At 65.0% G+C, this 15,560-nt stretch carries 12 protein-coding genes and 1 pseudogene; 12 read left to right on the top strand and 1 reads right to left on the bottom strand.

What is annotated here, in order from left to right:
* Positions 1-10: 10 nt before the first annotated feature.
* The 9 genes and pseudogenes from OG984_RS17450 to OG984_RS17410 form a co-directional block, all read left to right on the top strand.
* Positions 11-1,384: pseudogene (locus tag OG984_RS17450) on the top strand (cytochrome P450); the annotation flags it as partial.
* Between the two features lie 11 nt (positions 1,385-1,395).
* Positions 1,396-2,610 (top strand): NAD(P)/FAD-dependent oxidoreductase, encoded by a 1,215-nt coding sequence (locus tag OG984_RS17445; RefSeq protein ID WP_040756905.1) that lies wholly within the window; start codon positions 1,396-1,398, stop codon positions 2,608-2,610.
* Positions 2,611-2,978: 368 nt separating this feature from the next.
* Entirely contained in the window at positions 2,979-3,704 is a 726-nt protein-coding gene (locus OG984_RS17440) for a transglutaminase-like domain-containing protein (RefSeq protein ID WP_008362709.1), read from the top strand.
* Entirely contained in the window at positions 3,701-5,233 is a 1,533-nt protein-coding gene (locus tag OG984_RS17435; RefSeq protein WP_008362707.1) for an aldehyde dehydrogenase family protein, read from the top strand. Before OG984_RS17440 ends, OG984_RS17435 begins: the two co-directional genes overlap by 4 nt.
* Positions 5,230-6,063 carry an SDR family oxidoreductase gene (locus OG984_RS17430; RefSeq protein ID WP_008362705.1) on the top strand — a complete coding sequence of 278 codons (834 nt, stop codon included), beginning with the start codon at positions 5,230-5,232 and terminating at the stop codon, positions 6,061-6,063. The genes OG984_RS17435 and OG984_RS17430 overlap by 4 nt, the downstream gene beginning before the upstream one ends.
* A gap of 52 nt (positions 6,064-6,115) precedes the next feature.
* Entirely contained in the window at positions 6,116-7,183 is a 1,068-nt protein-coding gene (locus tag OG984_RS17425) for a BtrH N-terminal domain-containing protein (RefSeq protein WP_008362703.1), read from the top strand.
* Positions 7,184-7,261: 78 nt separating this feature from the next.
* Positions 7,262-8,893 carry a long-chain fatty acid--CoA ligase gene (locus OG984_RS17420; RefSeq protein ID WP_008362701.1) on the top strand — a complete coding sequence of 544 codons (1,632 nt, stop codon included), beginning with the start codon at positions 7,262-7,264 and terminating at the stop codon, positions 8,891-8,893.
* A gap of 55 nt (positions 8,894-8,948) precedes the next feature.
* Positions 8,949-9,620 carry a PaaI family thioesterase gene (locus tag OG984_RS17415; protein ID WP_008362700.1) on the top strand — a complete coding sequence of 224 codons (672 nt, stop codon included), beginning with the start codon at positions 8,949-8,951 and terminating at the stop codon, positions 9,618-9,620.
* A 29-nt stretch (positions 9,621-9,649) separates the two neighbouring features.
* Positions 9,650-10,411: a lysophospholipid acyltransferase family protein gene (locus tag OG984_RS17410; RefSeq protein WP_008362699.1), complete on the top strand. Its 762-nt coding sequence runs from the start codon at positions 9,650-9,652 to the stop codon at positions 10,409-10,411.
* Between the two features lie 239 nt (positions 10,412-10,650).
* Here the strand turns inward: OG984_RS17410 and OG984_RS17405 are convergent, their stop codons facing one another.
* Positions 10,651-11,892, bottom strand: a complete 1,242-nt coding sequence (locus OG984_RS17405; protein WP_008362698.1) for a PucR family transcriptional regulator — start codon at positions 11,890-11,892, stop codon at positions 10,651-10,653.
* Between the two features lie 256 nt (positions 11,893-12,148).
* Between OG984_RS17405 and OG984_RS17400 the strand changes: the two genes are divergently transcribed.
* From OG984_RS17400 to OG984_RS17390, 3 genes are read left to right on the top strand one after another with little or no spacing between them, the layout of a single operon-like run.
* A complete protein-coding gene (locus OG984_RS17400; protein ID WP_008362697.1) occupies positions 12,149-13,903 on the top strand; it encodes a GMC family oxidoreductase in 1,755 nt (584 codons plus the stop codon).
* Positions 13,900-14,754, top strand: coding sequence for an MlaE family ABC transporter permease (locus tag OG984_RS17395; RefSeq protein ID WP_008362696.1), 855 nt, complete (start codon positions 13,900-13,902; stop codon positions 14,752-14,754). Before OG984_RS17400 ends, OG984_RS17395 begins: the two co-directional genes overlap by 4 nt.
* Before the next feature lies 1 nt (position 14,755).
* The gene (locus OG984_RS17390) at positions 14,756-15,559 is read left to right on the top strand and encodes an MlaE family ABC transporter permease (protein ID WP_008362695.1); all 804 of its coding nucleotides are present in this window, start codon (positions 14,756-14,758) and stop codon (positions 15,557-15,559) included.
* Position 15,560: the final 1 nt, after the last annotated feature.

Here is a 15,560-nt window from a genome sequence, read left to right as displayed (position 1 = left end):
GGTTGAAATGATGAAGATTCCTGAGGCAATCACGGCCAAAGTTCAATCCTCCATCCCGATGGAGCGCCAGATTCAGGGCGCGCATCTCTACGACAAGACCATGAGATGGGTGAGAGGTGCGAACGGCGACAGGATGTTCGTAGAACGTCCTATCCCGCCGGTCGACGAGGTGGAGCTCGCGGACATCGACGTCAGCAATCCCTTCCTGTATCGGCAGGGTCGATGGCAATCCTACTTCGAGCGCCTGCGCAACGAGGCCCCGATCCATTATCAGCCCAACAGCCCGTTCGGCCCGTTCTGGTCGGTCACTCGTCACGCCGACATCATCGCCGTTGACAAGAACCATGAAGTCTTCTCGGCCGAACCTTTGATCGTCATCGGTGTTCCACCTCGATTCCTCGACATCGAGATGTTCATCGCGATGGATCCTCCGCGTCACGACCTGCAGCGACAGGCGGTCCAAGGCGTTGTCGCGCCGAAGAACCTGCGCGAGATGGAGGGCCTCATCAGGACACGTGTCCGCGAGGTGCTGGACGATCTTCCTGTGGGTGAGCCCTTCAACTGGGTGCAGCGAGTATCAATCGAGCTGACGGGCCGCATGCTCGCCACCTTGCTGGACTTCCCGTACGAGCAGCGTCAAAAGCTCACCTACTGGTCAGACCTTGCGTCGTCGATGGAGCAGGCCAACGGTGGCCCCTCGGACAACGACGAAGTCTTCCATGGAATGCGCGACATGGCGCGAGGTCTCAGCGCGCTCTGGCATGACAAGGCGGCCAGGACTGCTGCCGGGGAGGAACCCGGCTTCGATCTGATCACCATGCTGCAGAGTGACGACAACACCAAGGATCTGATCGACCGCCCCATGGAGTTCCTCGGGAACCTGGTGCTGTTGATCGTCGGCGGCAACGACACCACCCGGAACTCGATGAGTGGCGGGGTTCTAGCGCTCAACCAGTTCCCGGACCAGTTCGAGAAGCTAAAGGCCAACCCCGACCTGATCCCCAACATGGTGTCGGAGATCATCCGCTGGCAGACGCCGCTCGCCTACATGCGCAGGGTCGCGAAGACCGATACCATCCTGAACGGCCAGTTCATCCGCAAGGGCGACAAAGTCGTCATGTGGTACGCGTCTGGTAATCGCGACGAGACGGTGTTCGATCGGCCAGATGAGCTGATCATCGACCGGCCAAACGCACGCAACCATATCGCCTTCGGATTCGGTGTCCACCGTTGCATGGGCAACCGGCTGGCCGAGTTGCAACTGCGCATTCTCTGGGAGGAGCTGCTCCCGCGCTTCGAGAACATCGAAGTCGTGGGTGAGCCGGAATACGTGCAGTCCAACTTCGTGCGGGGTATCAGCAAATTGATGGTCCGACTGACCCCAAAAAGCAGCGCATGACCGCACTGAGAACGGTGATTGTCGGAGCAAGCCATGCCGGCGCGCAACTCGCGGCCAGCCTGCGCCAGGAAGGCTGGGACGGCGAGATTGTCCTGGTGGGCGATGAGTCGCCAGTGCCCTATCAACGCCCACCACTGTCGAAGGCCTATCTGGCTGGGAAGAGCGCCTTCGAAGAGCTGGAAATTCGCAGTGCGGAGTTCTACGACAAGCGGAAGATTAGCCTTCTCGATGCGAGGGTCGAGGCGATCGACCGCTCTGCTGGCCACCTGACGCTGAGCAGCGGCCAGTCGCTGGCCTACGACCATCTCGCGTTGTGCACCGGCGCGCGTCCGCGACGGTTGCTCGTCCCAGGTGCCCATCTTTCCGGTGTTTGCTACCTGCGCACCGCCATGGACGTGGACCTGATCCGAGCAGCCGCCCAACCAGGAAGCGTGGCCGTGATCGTTGGCGGGGGGTACATAGGGCTCGAGGTGGCAGCCTCGCTGCGCGCCTTGGGGCTGGACGTCACCGTGCTCGAGGCGACCGAGCGTGTTCTCGAAAGAGTCACCGCTCCCGAGGTCTCAGCGTTCTTCCAACGGGTCCACCAAGAGGAGGGTGTGAGCATTCGAACCGGAGCCCTCGTCGAGGCCTTCACCGGTGAAACCAAGGTCCGCGAAGTGCTCCTGTCCAATGGCGAGGCCGTCCCTGCAGACCTCGTGATCGTTGGCATCGGTGTCGAGCCGAACACCGAGCTCGCCGCATCAGCCGGCTTGGAGGTCGACAACGGTATTGTGATTGACGACCGTGCTCGGACAAGTGACCGGAACATCGTTGCGGCCGGTGACTGCACGAGTCGATACATGGCCTCCTACGGCGGTCGGGTCCGCCTGGAATGCGTTCCAAGCGCGGGGGAGCAGGCCAAAGTGGCCGCAGCGACGATCTCTGGAAAGTCCAAGGAGATCGCTGCTCTTCCATGGTTCTGGTCGGATCAGTACGACGTCAAGCTCCAGATCGCTGGGCTCAACACCGGGTTCGACGAAGTCGTCCTCAGCGGTGACCCGAAACTGGACCGTGACTTCACCTGCTTCTACCTTCGTCAAGGCGAGCTAATCGCTGCGGATTGTGTCAACCGTCCCCGTGACTTCGTCGTCAGCAAGCGGCTTCTGACGCAGGCGTCTCGGGGCGTTGGGCGAGCCGAGCTGACTTCGGCTGTGAGTGACGCGGGTGCGTAATGCCGTGCGATCCGGGCTCGTCGCGAGCCGGGCGTGCTGGAGCGGAGGGCTCCGGGCCAACCGCGAATCCCATGGCAACGAAGAGTGGACCTATCGTCGAGAGGACATTCAATGACGACCTGCCTATCGCGTTCGGGCAGACAGAGCCCTGCGCGCGGTCCGAGACCAGTTGCCAGTCCGCGACCTCGCACCAGTTCGGGCAGGCTCCGGTCTCAAGTCGGTTCAGGAAACTGTCAGGCTCCCGTCTCTTGGCCACGTCATGGACTGCTCCCGATTCGGACCAGTCTCACCCGGGCCAAGAACAAGCGATGGGACAACGCCTCGCTACCGGTTCTCGCGGACGAGTATCCGATGACCTTGGAGCGAGGATGAGCTGCAGTCCGGCGTCGTTCCTTGAGGCGACTGAGTTCCTCGACATCGAGCACGAAGACATCCGCGCCTTCACCGAGGCCACCGTTGGTGACGCGTCCGGCGACAGGGAAAAGGCGAGGCGCCTCTTCGCTGCCGTCCGGGACCAAGTCTGGTACGACCCCTACACCGTTTCGGCCGACCCCGCCAACTACCGCGCGAGTTTCGTCCTCCAAGCGGGCCGTGCCTATTGCGTCCCGAAAGCGGTCCTCTTGACCGCAGTGTGCCGTGCAGCGGGAATTCCAGCGCGGTTGGGGTTCGCTGATGTGCGCAACCATCTGCAGACCGAATCACTGCGAAAGCTCATGGGCGGCACCGACCTGTTCGTCTATCACGGATACAGCAGTCTCCACATCGACGGGAGATGGCTCAAGGCCACCCCGGCATTCAACGTCGAACTATGCGCTCGTTTCGGCGTTCCACCTGTGGAATTCGACGGCGAGCACGACGCGCTCATGCACGCTTTCACTGGGGACGGAACCCAGCACATGGAGTACGTCCGCGAGCGCGGCGTCTATGACGACCTTCCCCTGGCCGCGATCCTGACCGAGCTTCGGAACACCTATGGATCGATGGTCGAGGCCTCGCCGCAGGCGATCGACGACGCCTTCACCGCAAAGCCCGCCAGCCAGGTCAAACCCGGTGGATCCTCACGCCGGTCCACTTCGCCTCAGGAGGATCAATGACCACCACAACGACCTCAAATAGCGCACTCGAGGTGCGCAACCCGTCCGACGGTCAGCTGGTGGGAACCGTGTCCGTTGACGACCGTGACGCTGTGAACCGCCGCGCCACGCAGCTCCGGCTGGCCCAACGTGCATGGGCCGAGGCTGGTCCGCGGCAGCGCTCCAAGTGGCTGCGCCTCTGGCGCGACTGGATCCTCACGCACTCCGATGAGCTCACCGACCTGCTGCAGGCCGAGACAGGCAAGGTTCGTCCGGACGCGCTCGTAGAGACGACCGCCTCGTGCGAGTTCATCACCTACTACGCCGACCATGCCGAGGAGTTCCTCGCCGACGAACGGGTCAAGACCGCGGGTCTACTCAGCCTGCCGAAACGACTGTCCAAGACCTACCAGCCCTACCCACTCGTCGGTCTGATCACCCCGTGGAACTTCCCGATCACCCTGTTCCTCATGGACGCAGCCCCCGCACTGGCTGCCGGTTGCGCGGTACTGGCGAAGCCCTCAGAAGAGACACCGCTGACCTGCGCGCGGGTCATCGACGGCTGGCGCGAGATCGGCGCGCCACCCGTTCTCGCACATGTCACAGGAGCCGGCGACACTGGTGCCGCAGTGGTGGATGCCGCCGACTTCGTCCAGTTCACGGGCTCGACAGCGACAGGGCGCCAGGTCGCCCTCCGCTGTGCTGAGCAGTTGAAACCGGTGAGTCTGGAGCTGGGCGGCAAGGATCCGGCGATCGTGCTGGAGGACGCCGATCTCGCTCGAGCGGTCGAGGGCGTCGCCTGGGGTGGCCTTTTCAACGCAGGGCAAGTCTGCATCTCCGTCGAACGCGTGTATGTCGTTGCTGCGGTCTACGAGGAATTCGTGGCCCGCCTGACACAGCGCGTGCAGTCCCTGACCCAGGGGGCGGATGCCGGCAACGATGTTGGTGCGATGGTCACCGCGAGACAAGTTGACATCGCGGATCGCCACGTCAGCGAGGCGGTGGCCGCGGGAGCGAAGGTAGTGGCCGGCGGCAAGCGGGGTGCGGCCGGGAACTACTACACGCCAACGGTCCTTGTCGACGTGGATCACACGATGTCCTGCATGACCGAGGAGACCTTCGGACCCACGATCCCGGTGATGTGCGTCGCCGACGAAGAAGAGGCCATCCGACTGGCCAACGACTCGACGTACGGATTGTCGGCGACCGTGTGGACTCGTGATCGTGCTCGCGCCCGCCGTGTTGCACGGCGCCTGGAGGTCGGCGCGGTCAACATCAACGATGTCTTCAGCAACCTCTTCGCGATGACGTTGCCTCACAGTGGCTGGAAGGCCTCCGGGATGGGCGCCCGGCTCGGAGGAGCCGACGGGCTGCACAAGTACTGCCGCGTCCGCGCGGTCACCGAGCCACGACTTCCAGTCCGGGCAAGAGAGCTCACGTGGTACCCGTACTCCGCCTGGCGTACGGCCATCGCCGCGAAGATGCTGCGCGCAGCAGCCGGACGCGGCCTGAGTCAACGCCTCGGCCAGAACAAGGAGCACCGCAGATGACGCACGCCACTTCCTTCCCCGCCAAGACGATCGCGATCACTGGAGGAGCCCGTGGCATCGGCTACCAGACGGCGAAGGAACTGACCGAACGCGGCCACCGCGTTGCCATCGGCGACATCGACGAGGCCCGTATCAAGAAAGCGGCGGACGAGCTCGGTATCTCTGTTGTGGGCCATCTCGACGTCACCCACCCCGACTCGTTCCGGGCGTTCCTCGACATGGTCGAGGAACAGCTTGGCCCCCTCGATGTGCTGGTCAACAACGCGGGCATCATGCCCACCGGACACGCTCACGAGGAGGACGACGCCGTCACCCGGCGACAGGTGGAGATCAACCTCCTCGGAGTGATCTTCGGGACCAAGCTCGCCCTCCAGCGGATGCTGCCGCGGCGGGCCGGACACATCATCAACACCGCATCGCTGGCCGGGGAACTGCCCGTGCCTGGCCTGGCTACCTACTGCGCCACCAAGTTCGCAGTCATCGGATTCACCGAGGCAGCACGGCAGGAGTACCGCAAGTCCGGGATCCAACTGTCCACCGTGCGACCGACATTCACCAACACCGAGCTCGTCGCCGGCACGGCCGGAGCCAAGGGGCTGCGCAACGCCGAACCCGAAGAGATTGCTCGCGCGACAGCCGAGCTGATCGAGCATCCCCGTCCCTTCGTACGGGTCACTCGCCTCGCCGGCGGCATGGTCGCAGCGATGAAGTTCGTGCCCGGACGGGTGGCGTCCGCGCTCGGCTCTGTCCTGGGCACGGACTCGGTCTTCCTCGACGACGTCGACATGGTCGCCCGCCAGACGTACCTCGACCGCATTCGGAACAACTGACCCCCAACTCCAGAACCATTCGGCACGAAGAGCACAAAGAGAAGGACGCCACATGCCCGTCAATGCCTTCATCCAGGACTACCCCCATCGACTGGGGGGACACTGCGGCTCCGGTGCGATGCGCGATCTGCTGCACTGGCACGGTCTGGGATGGGATGGACCGCCCAATGAGGGCCTGGTCTTCACGCTCGGCGGCGCTCTAGGGCTCTCGTTCCTCCGGTCGAGCGAACTCTTCCCCCCGCTGTACCTGGTGGGGCGAGGTGCTGACTTCGAAATCGATCTACCGACGCGACTGGGCGGTGTCGTGCAGGTCCTTACCACCGACGATCCCGCCGAGGGATGGTCGTGGGTCCGTAACGAACTCGACGCCGGTCGACCCAGCCTGATTTGGGGAGACATCGCCGAACTTCCGTACCTCCGTGTCCAGCTGCAGATGAGCCGTCACGACATCGTCGTCATCGGCTACGACGAAGACGAACAACTCGCCTACGTCGTGGACAACGACCGCGCCGAGGTGCAGAAGGTGCCTTTGGACGCCTTGGCCCGGGCACGGTCCTCAACGGCATTCCCACAACCCACGCGTCACTGCACGTACCGCATCACCTGGCCGCCGTCCCTGCCCGCCATCGAGGAAGCCGCCGCGGGCGCGTTCATCCAGTGTGCCGGCAACATGCGCGATCCGTCACAACACAGCATTGCCGGCCCCGCCACAGCCGCGGTCGGTGCCGAAGGCCTGAAGGCGGTTGCTCTGTTCGCTGACGACATCGCGACCTGGGCGGAACTTCCCGACGACGAACTCGGACTCTTGTTGTTCAGCCTGGGTGCCTTCATCGAGAAGGCAGGCACCGGCGGCGGGCTCTTTCGGCGACTGCTCGCAGATGGCTGCGCAGAAGTCGCACGTCTGACCGGCGACCAGGCGACCGCTGAGGCTGCGACCGAAGCTGCCCGTTGCGCACAGGGCTGGACAGAAGCCGCCCGCGCTGCGGTCAAGCGCGACACCCACCCACGTTCGCGGATTGACGACGTGGTCCTGATAGCCAGCCGGCTACCGGAGTTGGAGTTGCGTCTCGTCGAGTCCCTGGAGTCTGCCGCAACCTCCTTGGCGGCGGCAGATGGCTGATCATCGCCATTGACGTTCGAAGGTCGGCTATCTCGGAACAACTGTCCGTGCGGATCCACACACGAGTGAAGGAACCTTATGCAGAGCACGATGATGAACGTCCCGTTGACGACCACAGCAATCATGCGTCACGGCGCAGGCGTGCACGGGTCTGCAACGGTGCGGACGCTGCAACCCGATGGAACCGTAAAGGTCGGCACCTTCGCCGAGGTCGGCCGTAGGGCTGCGCAGTTGGCTCACGCGTTGCGAGGCTGCGGAATCACTGGCGATGATCGGGTCGCCACCTTCATGTGGAACAACCAAGAACACGTGGAGGCGTACTTGGCGGTGCCCTCGATGGGCGCGGTGCTCCACACCCTGAACTTGCGCCTCGCCGCGGAGCAGATCACCTACATCGGCAACCACGCCGAAGATCGAGTGATCATCGCCGATGGCAGTCTCGTACCCCTCCTGGCTCCGGTGTTACCGCAGATCACCAGCGTGCACACCGTCGTGGTGACGGGCGACGTCGATCTCACTCCGCTACGCAGCAAGGACGTCACGGTCGTGAGATACGAGGATTTCATCTCGGGTCAGCCCGAGGCCTTCGACTGGCCCGAGCTCGATGAAGGCACGGCGGCGGCCATGTGCTACACGTCCGGGACCACCGGCAATCCCAAAGGAGTCGCCTACAGTCACCGGTCGACCTACCTGCACTCCATGGCCGCCTGTCTCGCAGACGGCCTCGGTATCGGCGCCGGTGACCGCATCCTCGCGATCGTGCCCATGTTCCACGCCAACGCTTGGGGCCTGGTCTATTCCGCCTTCATGGCCGGTGCCGACCTACTCATGCCCGAGCGTTTCCTACAGGCCGAACCGCTCGTGCGCCTGATCGGTGCTGAGCGACCCACGATCGCCGGAGCAGTCCCGACGATCTGGAACGACGTCTTGAACTTTCTGGAGTCCAACCCAAGCCACGATGTGTCCTCGCTCGGTCTTGTCGCCTGCGGTGGCTCTGCGGTGCCCCTGCACCTCATGAAGACATTCCAAGAGAAGTACGGCGTGCAGATCGTCCAAGCATGGGGGATGACTGAGACCTCTCCGCTGGCCGCCGTCGCCCGTCCGCCCGCATCGCTCGACCCGTCCGAGCAGTGGCAACTGCGTGCCACCCAGGGGCGTCCGGTCGCTGGAGTGGAATTGAGGATCGTCGACGATGCGGGCCGAGTGCTGCCCAACGATGGCGCGGCGGTGGGGGAGTTGCAGGTGCGCGGGCCCTGGATCAGCGGCGCCTACTACCGGGAGGAGGACGACGGAGAGAGGTTCCACGACGGGTGGTTGCGCACCGGCGACGTCGGGCGCATCAACTCACGCAGCTTCGTCACGTTGACCGACCGCACCAAGGACGTGATCAAGTCCGGAGGGGAGTGGATCTCTTCGGTTGAGCTTGAGTTGCACCTCGCCGGTCACCCCGACGTTCTGGAAGCCTCCGTGGTGGGGGTTCCGGACGCGAAGTGGCAGGAGCGGCCACTGGCCGTCATCGCCGTACGCGAGGGCAGGGAACTCACACCGGCCCAGCTTCGTGACTTCCTCGAGGACAAGGTTGCCAGGTGGTGGCTGCCGGAGCGCTGGAGCTTCGTCGCCGAGGTACCGAAGACGTCGGTCGGGAAATTCGACAAGAAGCGCCTACGCGCACTGCATGCCGACGGCGAACTGGCCGTCATCGAAGTCTGAGAAGTATCGCTTCACTCGGACAACTCGAAGCCCGACGAATAGAGAAGTGACACGGATGACGGCGATTGGGAAGCACAGCAACCAGATGACGCCCGTTGGCGGTAGCGAAGGCGACGTATCCCGCGAGGGGGGAGTGATCTCTCGCTGGGCGGCGCACCTCGCCGGTCAGCGCCCGGTGGGGATCGGCCAGACGCTGCCCCCGCACTCGCCGGATTGCGCCGGATGCGGGCCGGATAATCCGGCCGGCCTGCATCTGCGTGCGGTCCGCACCGCGTCGGGAGTCGAAGCAGTCCACTGCTTCGACGAGGCGCATGTAGGAGCCCCAGGTATCGCGCATGGAGGAGCGGTCGCACTCGCGTTCGACGACTTGTTTGGGTTCGTGCTCTACACGGTCGGATCGCTCGCCGTCACTCGCAGCCTTACCGTCGAGTACCGAGCACCGTTCCGGTTGCGCCAGCCGTACACCTTCTGCGCCAACGTGGCCCAACGGGAAGGACGACGGCTGCTGCTCCACGCCGAGGCGCGGGACGACAATGGACGGGGGGTCGGATCCGCCGAGGCCACCTTCGTGGTCGTCGGTGCTGAACATTTCGCCGCGAACGCTGGACAAGGAATGAGCCCCGGCGAATGCGACCTGCAGATGAGAGATCCGAGAGGTCCGAGCAACGTGCCCAGTTCAGTAGCGGTGTCCTACGTGCACAGCCAGCCATCGGTGGAGGTCCAGTGAGGTTACCTGCGTTTCTACCTGGGTGGGGCGTGGCGTGGTGGATCGCGTTCTTGGTCTGCAAGCCGGCGTTGGTCTTGGTGCGCCGTCGGGACTGGCATGGCGTTGAACAGATCCCATCCAGCGGCGGCGTGGTGCTCGCCGTGAACCACGTTTCCCATGTTGACCCGCTGCTCATTGCCGAGATGGTGCTCGCGAACGGAAGGACTCCGGCATTCCTTGCCAAGAGCAGTCTGTTCGGCGAGCGCATCGTGGGGTGGTGGTTCCGTGCCGCCGGGCATGTGGAGGTTGACCGTTCTCGTGGCGCGGACGGATTCGGCGCCGCCTTGACATCTCTCCGCGGCGGTGCGCTTCTTGTCATCTATCCCGAAGGATCGATTACGAGAGACCCCGACGGCCGCATGATGGATCTCAAGACAGGAGCGGTGCGGCTGGCACTCGAGTCAGGAGCACCGTTGATTCCGGTGGTGCAACGAGGCGCTCAAGAGATCCTGCCCGCCTATAGCCGGCGCCCGAGGCTGTTCAAGCGGACGACCGTCAGTATCAACGTCGGTCGTCCGCTGGACCTTACCGATCTCAGAGAGCAAGGACTTGAGCCTGAAGCGGTCAGCGCAGGAACACGTCGGCTGGCCGACACGCTTGCCCGAATGTTGGAGCAATTGTCGGACGGGCGCGGCACCGGTCTGTCTCCGTCGCTCGACTTGCACGTGGGTGGTGACGATCACAAGCGGTCACGCGACGACTTCGCCCGCCAGCAACTGCGATGCCTAGATGCGTCACAGAGCGGTCCGTAGTAGGCCCGACTGGTTGGGTCCTCCAGGGCGGCGAACGCGGGGAGGAAGAACACGCGTTTGAGCTGCAGCCGGACCTCGGGCCGGTACATCAGGCCCTTCGGGACTGCTGCACGTAATGGTGACAGTTGGGTTAGGACGCCCGGGTGAAGGTTGGGGTCATGATGGTCTCGCAGTCGATCAGGGTCAATTGGGCGAGTCGTGCTTGGCGTCGGCGGCGGTGGTCTTCGGATCGCGGCGGCTCAGGCCAGGTTGTCAGGTGAATGAAACAGCTCCCGGTGCTGGATCGCCAGCCGGAGCTCGTCCCCGGTCTTGGCTACCGGCCGGTCCAGTAGATCCTCCGCCCGGCCAAGCCGATACCGGATGGTGTTGCGGTGCACGCAGAGTTCCTCGGCTGTGTCCTCCACGCTTCCACCGTGTGACAGGAAGGCTAGAACCGTTTCGCGTATCCGTGCCGTCGGCTCATCGGATGAACCCAGCGGCCCCAGCACACGATCGACGAACCGGTCGACCTCGGGACTGCAGCCGAGCAGCGCAAGGAGCTCGATCTGCTCGTAGCGCATGACAGCTGCTGATCCACCGCCACTCGTGGCGGCCTCAAGGGTGCGTCGGGCATCATCGTGGCTGCTGACGAACCCCGCCTGGCCGGGGGCGGGTGTGCCGGCGTACAGTGCTGCGCTGATGCTCACCAGGTCGGGGGCGAGGTTCTCGAGACCGCCTAGATCCGGCTGGTCACGCGTGCCGATCCAGGCCCACAGTTGACGGCCGCCGGGGTGGACTACAAGAGGACTACTCCCGCCGAGTAGGCTCGCTACCTCGTGGACGATACGTTCGAGCCCGTCGATGGCATAAGCGTCGGCGGTCTCCAGGATCAAGGCGGTGTGCCTCACCGACATCGGATAGCCGCCCAGAGCGGCCGAGGCGCGCCGGGGGTCGGTGGGCTCGTTAGCCAAGAGGGCCTTCACGACTTCGTACTGCCTCGCCGCCACGCCCTTGGTGCGGCGGGAACTCTCGGCATGGAAGATCTCGGTGGAGTCTGTGATCGCTCCGTCGATCCATGAGCTCGCGCGGCCCCAGAAGAAAATGAGCAGCGCAGCATGGTCGATCTGGTCGGTCGGCAGTGCGTTGACGACGCCGGTGACGTAGTGCCATGACTCCTGCTGAGCCACTCTGTACATCTTGATCAGAAGCTCCAGCGGCAGTTGACGGCCGGCGACCTCACGAGCCAATTGACTGCCCGCTTTAGGCAGGTGGGCGTGGAAATCGGGTTGGCCGAAGGCCGCTAGGAAAGCAAGCCAGTGCTCCCTGACGGCGTCCTCCAGGAGCGCGAAAAAATCCGGCGCCGAGGCGAGTTCGGGCAACTCGCGCCGGATCGCGCTGCTGGTCCGGGTGACCCACCGTTCGACCATCTCCGGGCGCAATTCGTCGGCGACGAACCGGGGGAGCCAGGTGGCGAAATCGGCGGGAAGAGCATCGATGGACAACTGAAATCCCTCCCGGATTGGGTAGCGCTGGCTTGCCAGGCTAGCCCAATTTGTGACCCCGGCCACGTCGTGATCGCGTCAGTGCTGCGGCACGGCCTAGTTTGCGGAAAGGCATGGAGCGGTTGTCGTGTTGCACAGTCCGGGCGCCCATATTTGGTGCTGCCTACAAGAGGTCTCCGCGAGCCCGGTGTTGAACTTCGCAAGCCCAGTCATGTGACGGGTGACACGTTTCCAAAGGACTGAAAGTGATGTTCCGGTGAACGCATCGAGCCCTGAACAGGTCTACGACGTCGTCGTGGTCGGCTCCGGCTTCGGCGGCTCGGTCGCCGCTCTGCGACTGGTCGAGAAGGGCTACCGGGTGCTGGTGCTCGAGGCCGGTCGCCGGTTCCGCGACGAGGACTTCGCGGCGACCTCCTGGGATGCCCGGAGGTTCCTGTTCGCGCCTCGGATCGGCTGCTTCGGGATCCAGCGCATCCGGCTCCTCCGCGACGTGGTCGTGCTGGCCGGCGCCGGCGTGGGCGGTGGGTCGCTGGTGTACGCGAACACGCTCTACGAGCCGCGCTCGGACGCGTTCTACCGCGACGCTCAGTGGTCCCACATCACCGACTGGCGCGACGAGCTGGCTCCCTACTACGACCAGGCAAAACGCATGCTCGGGGTCCGGCCCAACCCGACGACCACCCGGCCCGACGAGATCATGGGCGAGGTCGCCGCCGAGCTCGGCGTGGCCGACACCTACGGTCCCGCGCCGGTCGGGGTCTTCTTCGGTCGCGGTGACACGTTGGAGCCGGGCGTAACGGTCGCCGACCCGTACTTCGGCGGGGTCGGCCCCGACCGCACCGGTTGTCTGGAGTGCGGCGAGTGCATGACCGGATGTCGGCACAACGCGAAGAACACGCTGCTGAAGAACTACCTCCATCTCGCCGAGCGGGGTGGTGCCGAGGTGCGGGAGCTCACCACCGTCGACAGCATCACCCCGTACGACTGCGGCTACCGCATCGCGGTTCACGAGTCGGGCGGCTCGCGCCGCCGCACCGCGCACACGATCACGGCCGACCAGGTCATCATCGCTGCCGGCACCTGGGGTACGCAGGAGCTGCTGCACACCATGAAGCAGCGCGGGCTCCTACCCGGCCTCTCGGACCGGCTCGGTGAGCTGACCCGCACGAACTCCGAAGCGCTGTGCACCGCGAGCATGCGGCCCGGAGCCCGGATCGACGGCGACCTCAACCGCGGCGTCGCCATCACCAGCTCGATCCACCCCAACGACCACACCCACATCGAGCCGGTGCGCTACGGCGCCGGCTCCGGGTTCATGGGGTTGCTCACCACCGTCATGACCGACGGCGGCGGCCGGGTGCCCAGGGCGCTGAAGTGGATCGGCCAGATCCTGCGCCACCCCGTCCAGTTCCTCGGTCACTACCTGGGGATCCGCACCTGGGCGGAGCGTACGGTCATCGCCTTGGTCATGCAGACCAGCGACAACTCGATCACCGTCTTCGGCAAGAAGCGGCGCTTCGGTCGCGGGGCGCTGCGGCTGTCCTCGAAGCAGGGCCACGGCGAGCCGAACCCGACCTGGATCCCGGTCGCCAACCAGGCGATCCGCAGCATCAGCGAGAAGATCGACGGCCGGCCGTTCTCGAGCATCGGCGAGATCTTCAACATCCCGATGACGGCCCACTTCCTTGGTGGCTGCGTCATCGGGGACAGCGCCGAGAGCGGCGTCGTCGACCCCTACCACCGCGTCCACGGCCACCCTGGGCTGCACATCACCGACGGCTCGACGATCTCCGCCAACCTCGGCGTGAACCCGAGCCTGACCATCACCGCGCAGGCCGAGCGCGCCATGTCCTTGTGGCCGAACAAGGGCGAGACCGACCTGCGCCCGCCGCTCGGTGCCGCATACGAGCGGATCGCGCCGGTCGGCCCGAAGCAGCCGATGGTGCCGGCCGAGGCGCCGGCCGCGTTGCGGCTTCCGGTGGTCGAGATCAACGGTCGGGCCGCTTCATGACGGCCACCCAGACAGACCGGATGGAGCCGTCCGGTCCCCGCGGCATGACGCCCGAGCGTCAGCGGATCGCCGCCGAGGCGCTCCAGTCGAACGCCCTCTTCAAGGCTCTGGCGTCCTTCGGCGACTTCTACGCTTTCGTCGTCTCGGTCTTCCGCAAGGGGTTCACGCACAGCTTCCAGTTCCGCGAGTTCGTCTCCCAGGCCTGGTTCATCACGACCGTCTCGTTCTGGCCCGCGCTCCTGGTCGCGATCCCGTTCTGCGTCGTCATCATCTTCCAGGTCAACCAGCTCCTGATCGAGATCGGCGCGGTCGACCTCGCCGGGGCCGGGGCCGCCGTCGCCGTCGTCCGTGAGATCGGTCCGATCGTCAGCGTCCTGGTCGTCGCCGGTGCCGGGGCGACCGCGATCTGCGCGGACCTGGGCTCCCGCAAGATCCGCGAGGAGATCGACGCGATGACCACGCTCGGGATCGACCCGATCCACCGGCTCGTCGTGCCGCGCGTGGCCGCCTCGACCCTGGTGGGCATCGCCCTCAACGGACTGGTGACCGTCGTCGGCCTGGTCGGCGGCTACTTCTTCTCGGTGGTGCTGCAGGGCGCGACCCCAGGGCTCTACCTCAACGACCTCACCCTTCTCGTGGGCTTGTCAGACTTCATCGCAGCTGAGGCGAAAGCCGCGATCTTCGGACTGCTGGCCGGGTTGACTGCCTGCTACCTGGGCCTCAACGCCAAGGGCGGCCCCAAGGGCGTCGGGGAAGCGGTGAACCAGACAGTCGTGTTCGCGTTCATGCTTCTGTTCGCCGCCAACAGCGTGATCAGCACCCTGTTCCTCCAGTTCAAGTTGGGAGCCTGAGATGGCGGTCAACGCATCAGCACTCCGCGAGCTCGGCGAGCAGCTCGCCTTCCATGCACGCGCCTACTCCCACGTCCCTCATGCCTTCCACCGCTACCGCAAGGAAGTCGTCCGGCTCCTGGCCGAGGTCGCGATGGGAACCGGGGCCTTGGCACTGATCGGCGGGACCGTTCTCGTGATCGGGTTTCTCACCGCGGCGTCGGGCATCGAGGTCGGCCTGCAGGCGTACACCTCCTTCGACAACATCGGCGTCTCCGCGCTGTCGGGATTCTTCTCGGCGTACTTCAACACCCGCGAGGTGGCTCCGATCATCGCCGGGATCGCGCTCACCGCGACCGTCGGCGCGGGCTTCACCGCCCAGATCGGCGCGATGCGGGTCTCAGAAGAGATCGATGCGCTCGAGGTGATGGCGGTGCCGCCGGTGCCCTACCTGGTCACCACCCGGATCATGGCCGGGCTCATCGCGGTCATCCCGCTGTACGCCATCGCGGTGATGATGTGCTGGCTGGCGACCCGGCTCGTGGTGACCGTCGGCTACGACGAGGCACCGGGTACCTACCAGCACTACTTCGACACCTTCCTGATCCCCGGCGACCTGTTCCTGTCCATGTTGAAGGTCACGATCATGGCGCTGGTCGTGGTCTCGGTGTGCTGCTACCACGGATTCAAGGCCGCGGGCGGACCCGCCGGCGTCGGCCGTGCCGTCGGCCGCGCCGTGCGGTCGGCCCTCATCGCCATCATGTTCGTCGACCTGATCTTCGGCATCGCCATCTGGGGCGGTCCGTCGGTCCACATCGCGGGGTGAT

It is taken from the genome of Nocardioides sp. NBC_00368, from assembly GCF_036090055.1.
Taxonomy (GTDB): domain Bacteria; phylum Actinomycetota; class Actinomycetes; order Propionibacteriales; family Nocardioidaceae; genus Nocardioides.
The sequence above is the reverse complement of the archived record's forward strand: the minus strand, read 5'-3'. Positions and strand labels throughout refer to the sequence as shown.

Coding starts and splice junctions, on each gene's coding strand:
- OG984_RS17435 (WP_008362707.1), top strand. CDS start 3,701: ATGACCACCACAACGACCTCAAATAGCGCACTCGAGGTGCGCAACCCG.
- OG984_RS17390 (WP_008362695.1), top strand. CDS start 14,756: ATGGCGGTCAACGCATCAGCACTCCGCGAGCTCGGCGAGCAGCTCGCC.
- OG984_RS17395 (WP_008362696.1), top strand. CDS start 13,900: ATGACGGCCACCCAGACAGACCGGATGGAGCCGTCCGGTCCCCGCGGC.
- OG984_RS17430 (WP_008362705.1), top strand. CDS start 5,230: ATGACGCACGCCACTTCCTTCCCCGCCAAGACGATCGCGATCACTGGA.
- OG984_RS17440 (WP_008362709.1), top strand. CDS start 2,979: ATGAGCTGCAGTCCGGCGTCGTTCCTTGAGGCGACTGAGTTCCTCGAC.
- OG984_RS17425 (WP_008362703.1), top strand. CDS start 6,116: ATGCCCGTCAATGCCTTCATCCAGGACTACCCCCATCGACTGGGGGGA.
- OG984_RS17420 (WP_008362701.1), top strand. CDS start 7,262: ATGCAGAGCACGATGATGAACGTCCCGTTGACGACCACAGCAATCATG.
- OG984_RS17415 (WP_008362700.1), top strand. CDS start 8,949: ATGACGGCGATTGGGAAGCACAGCAACCAGATGACGCCCGTTGGCGGT.
- OG984_RS17445 (WP_040756905.1), top strand. CDS start 1,396: ATGACCGCACTGAGAACGGTGATTGTCGGAGCAAGCCATGCCGGCGCG.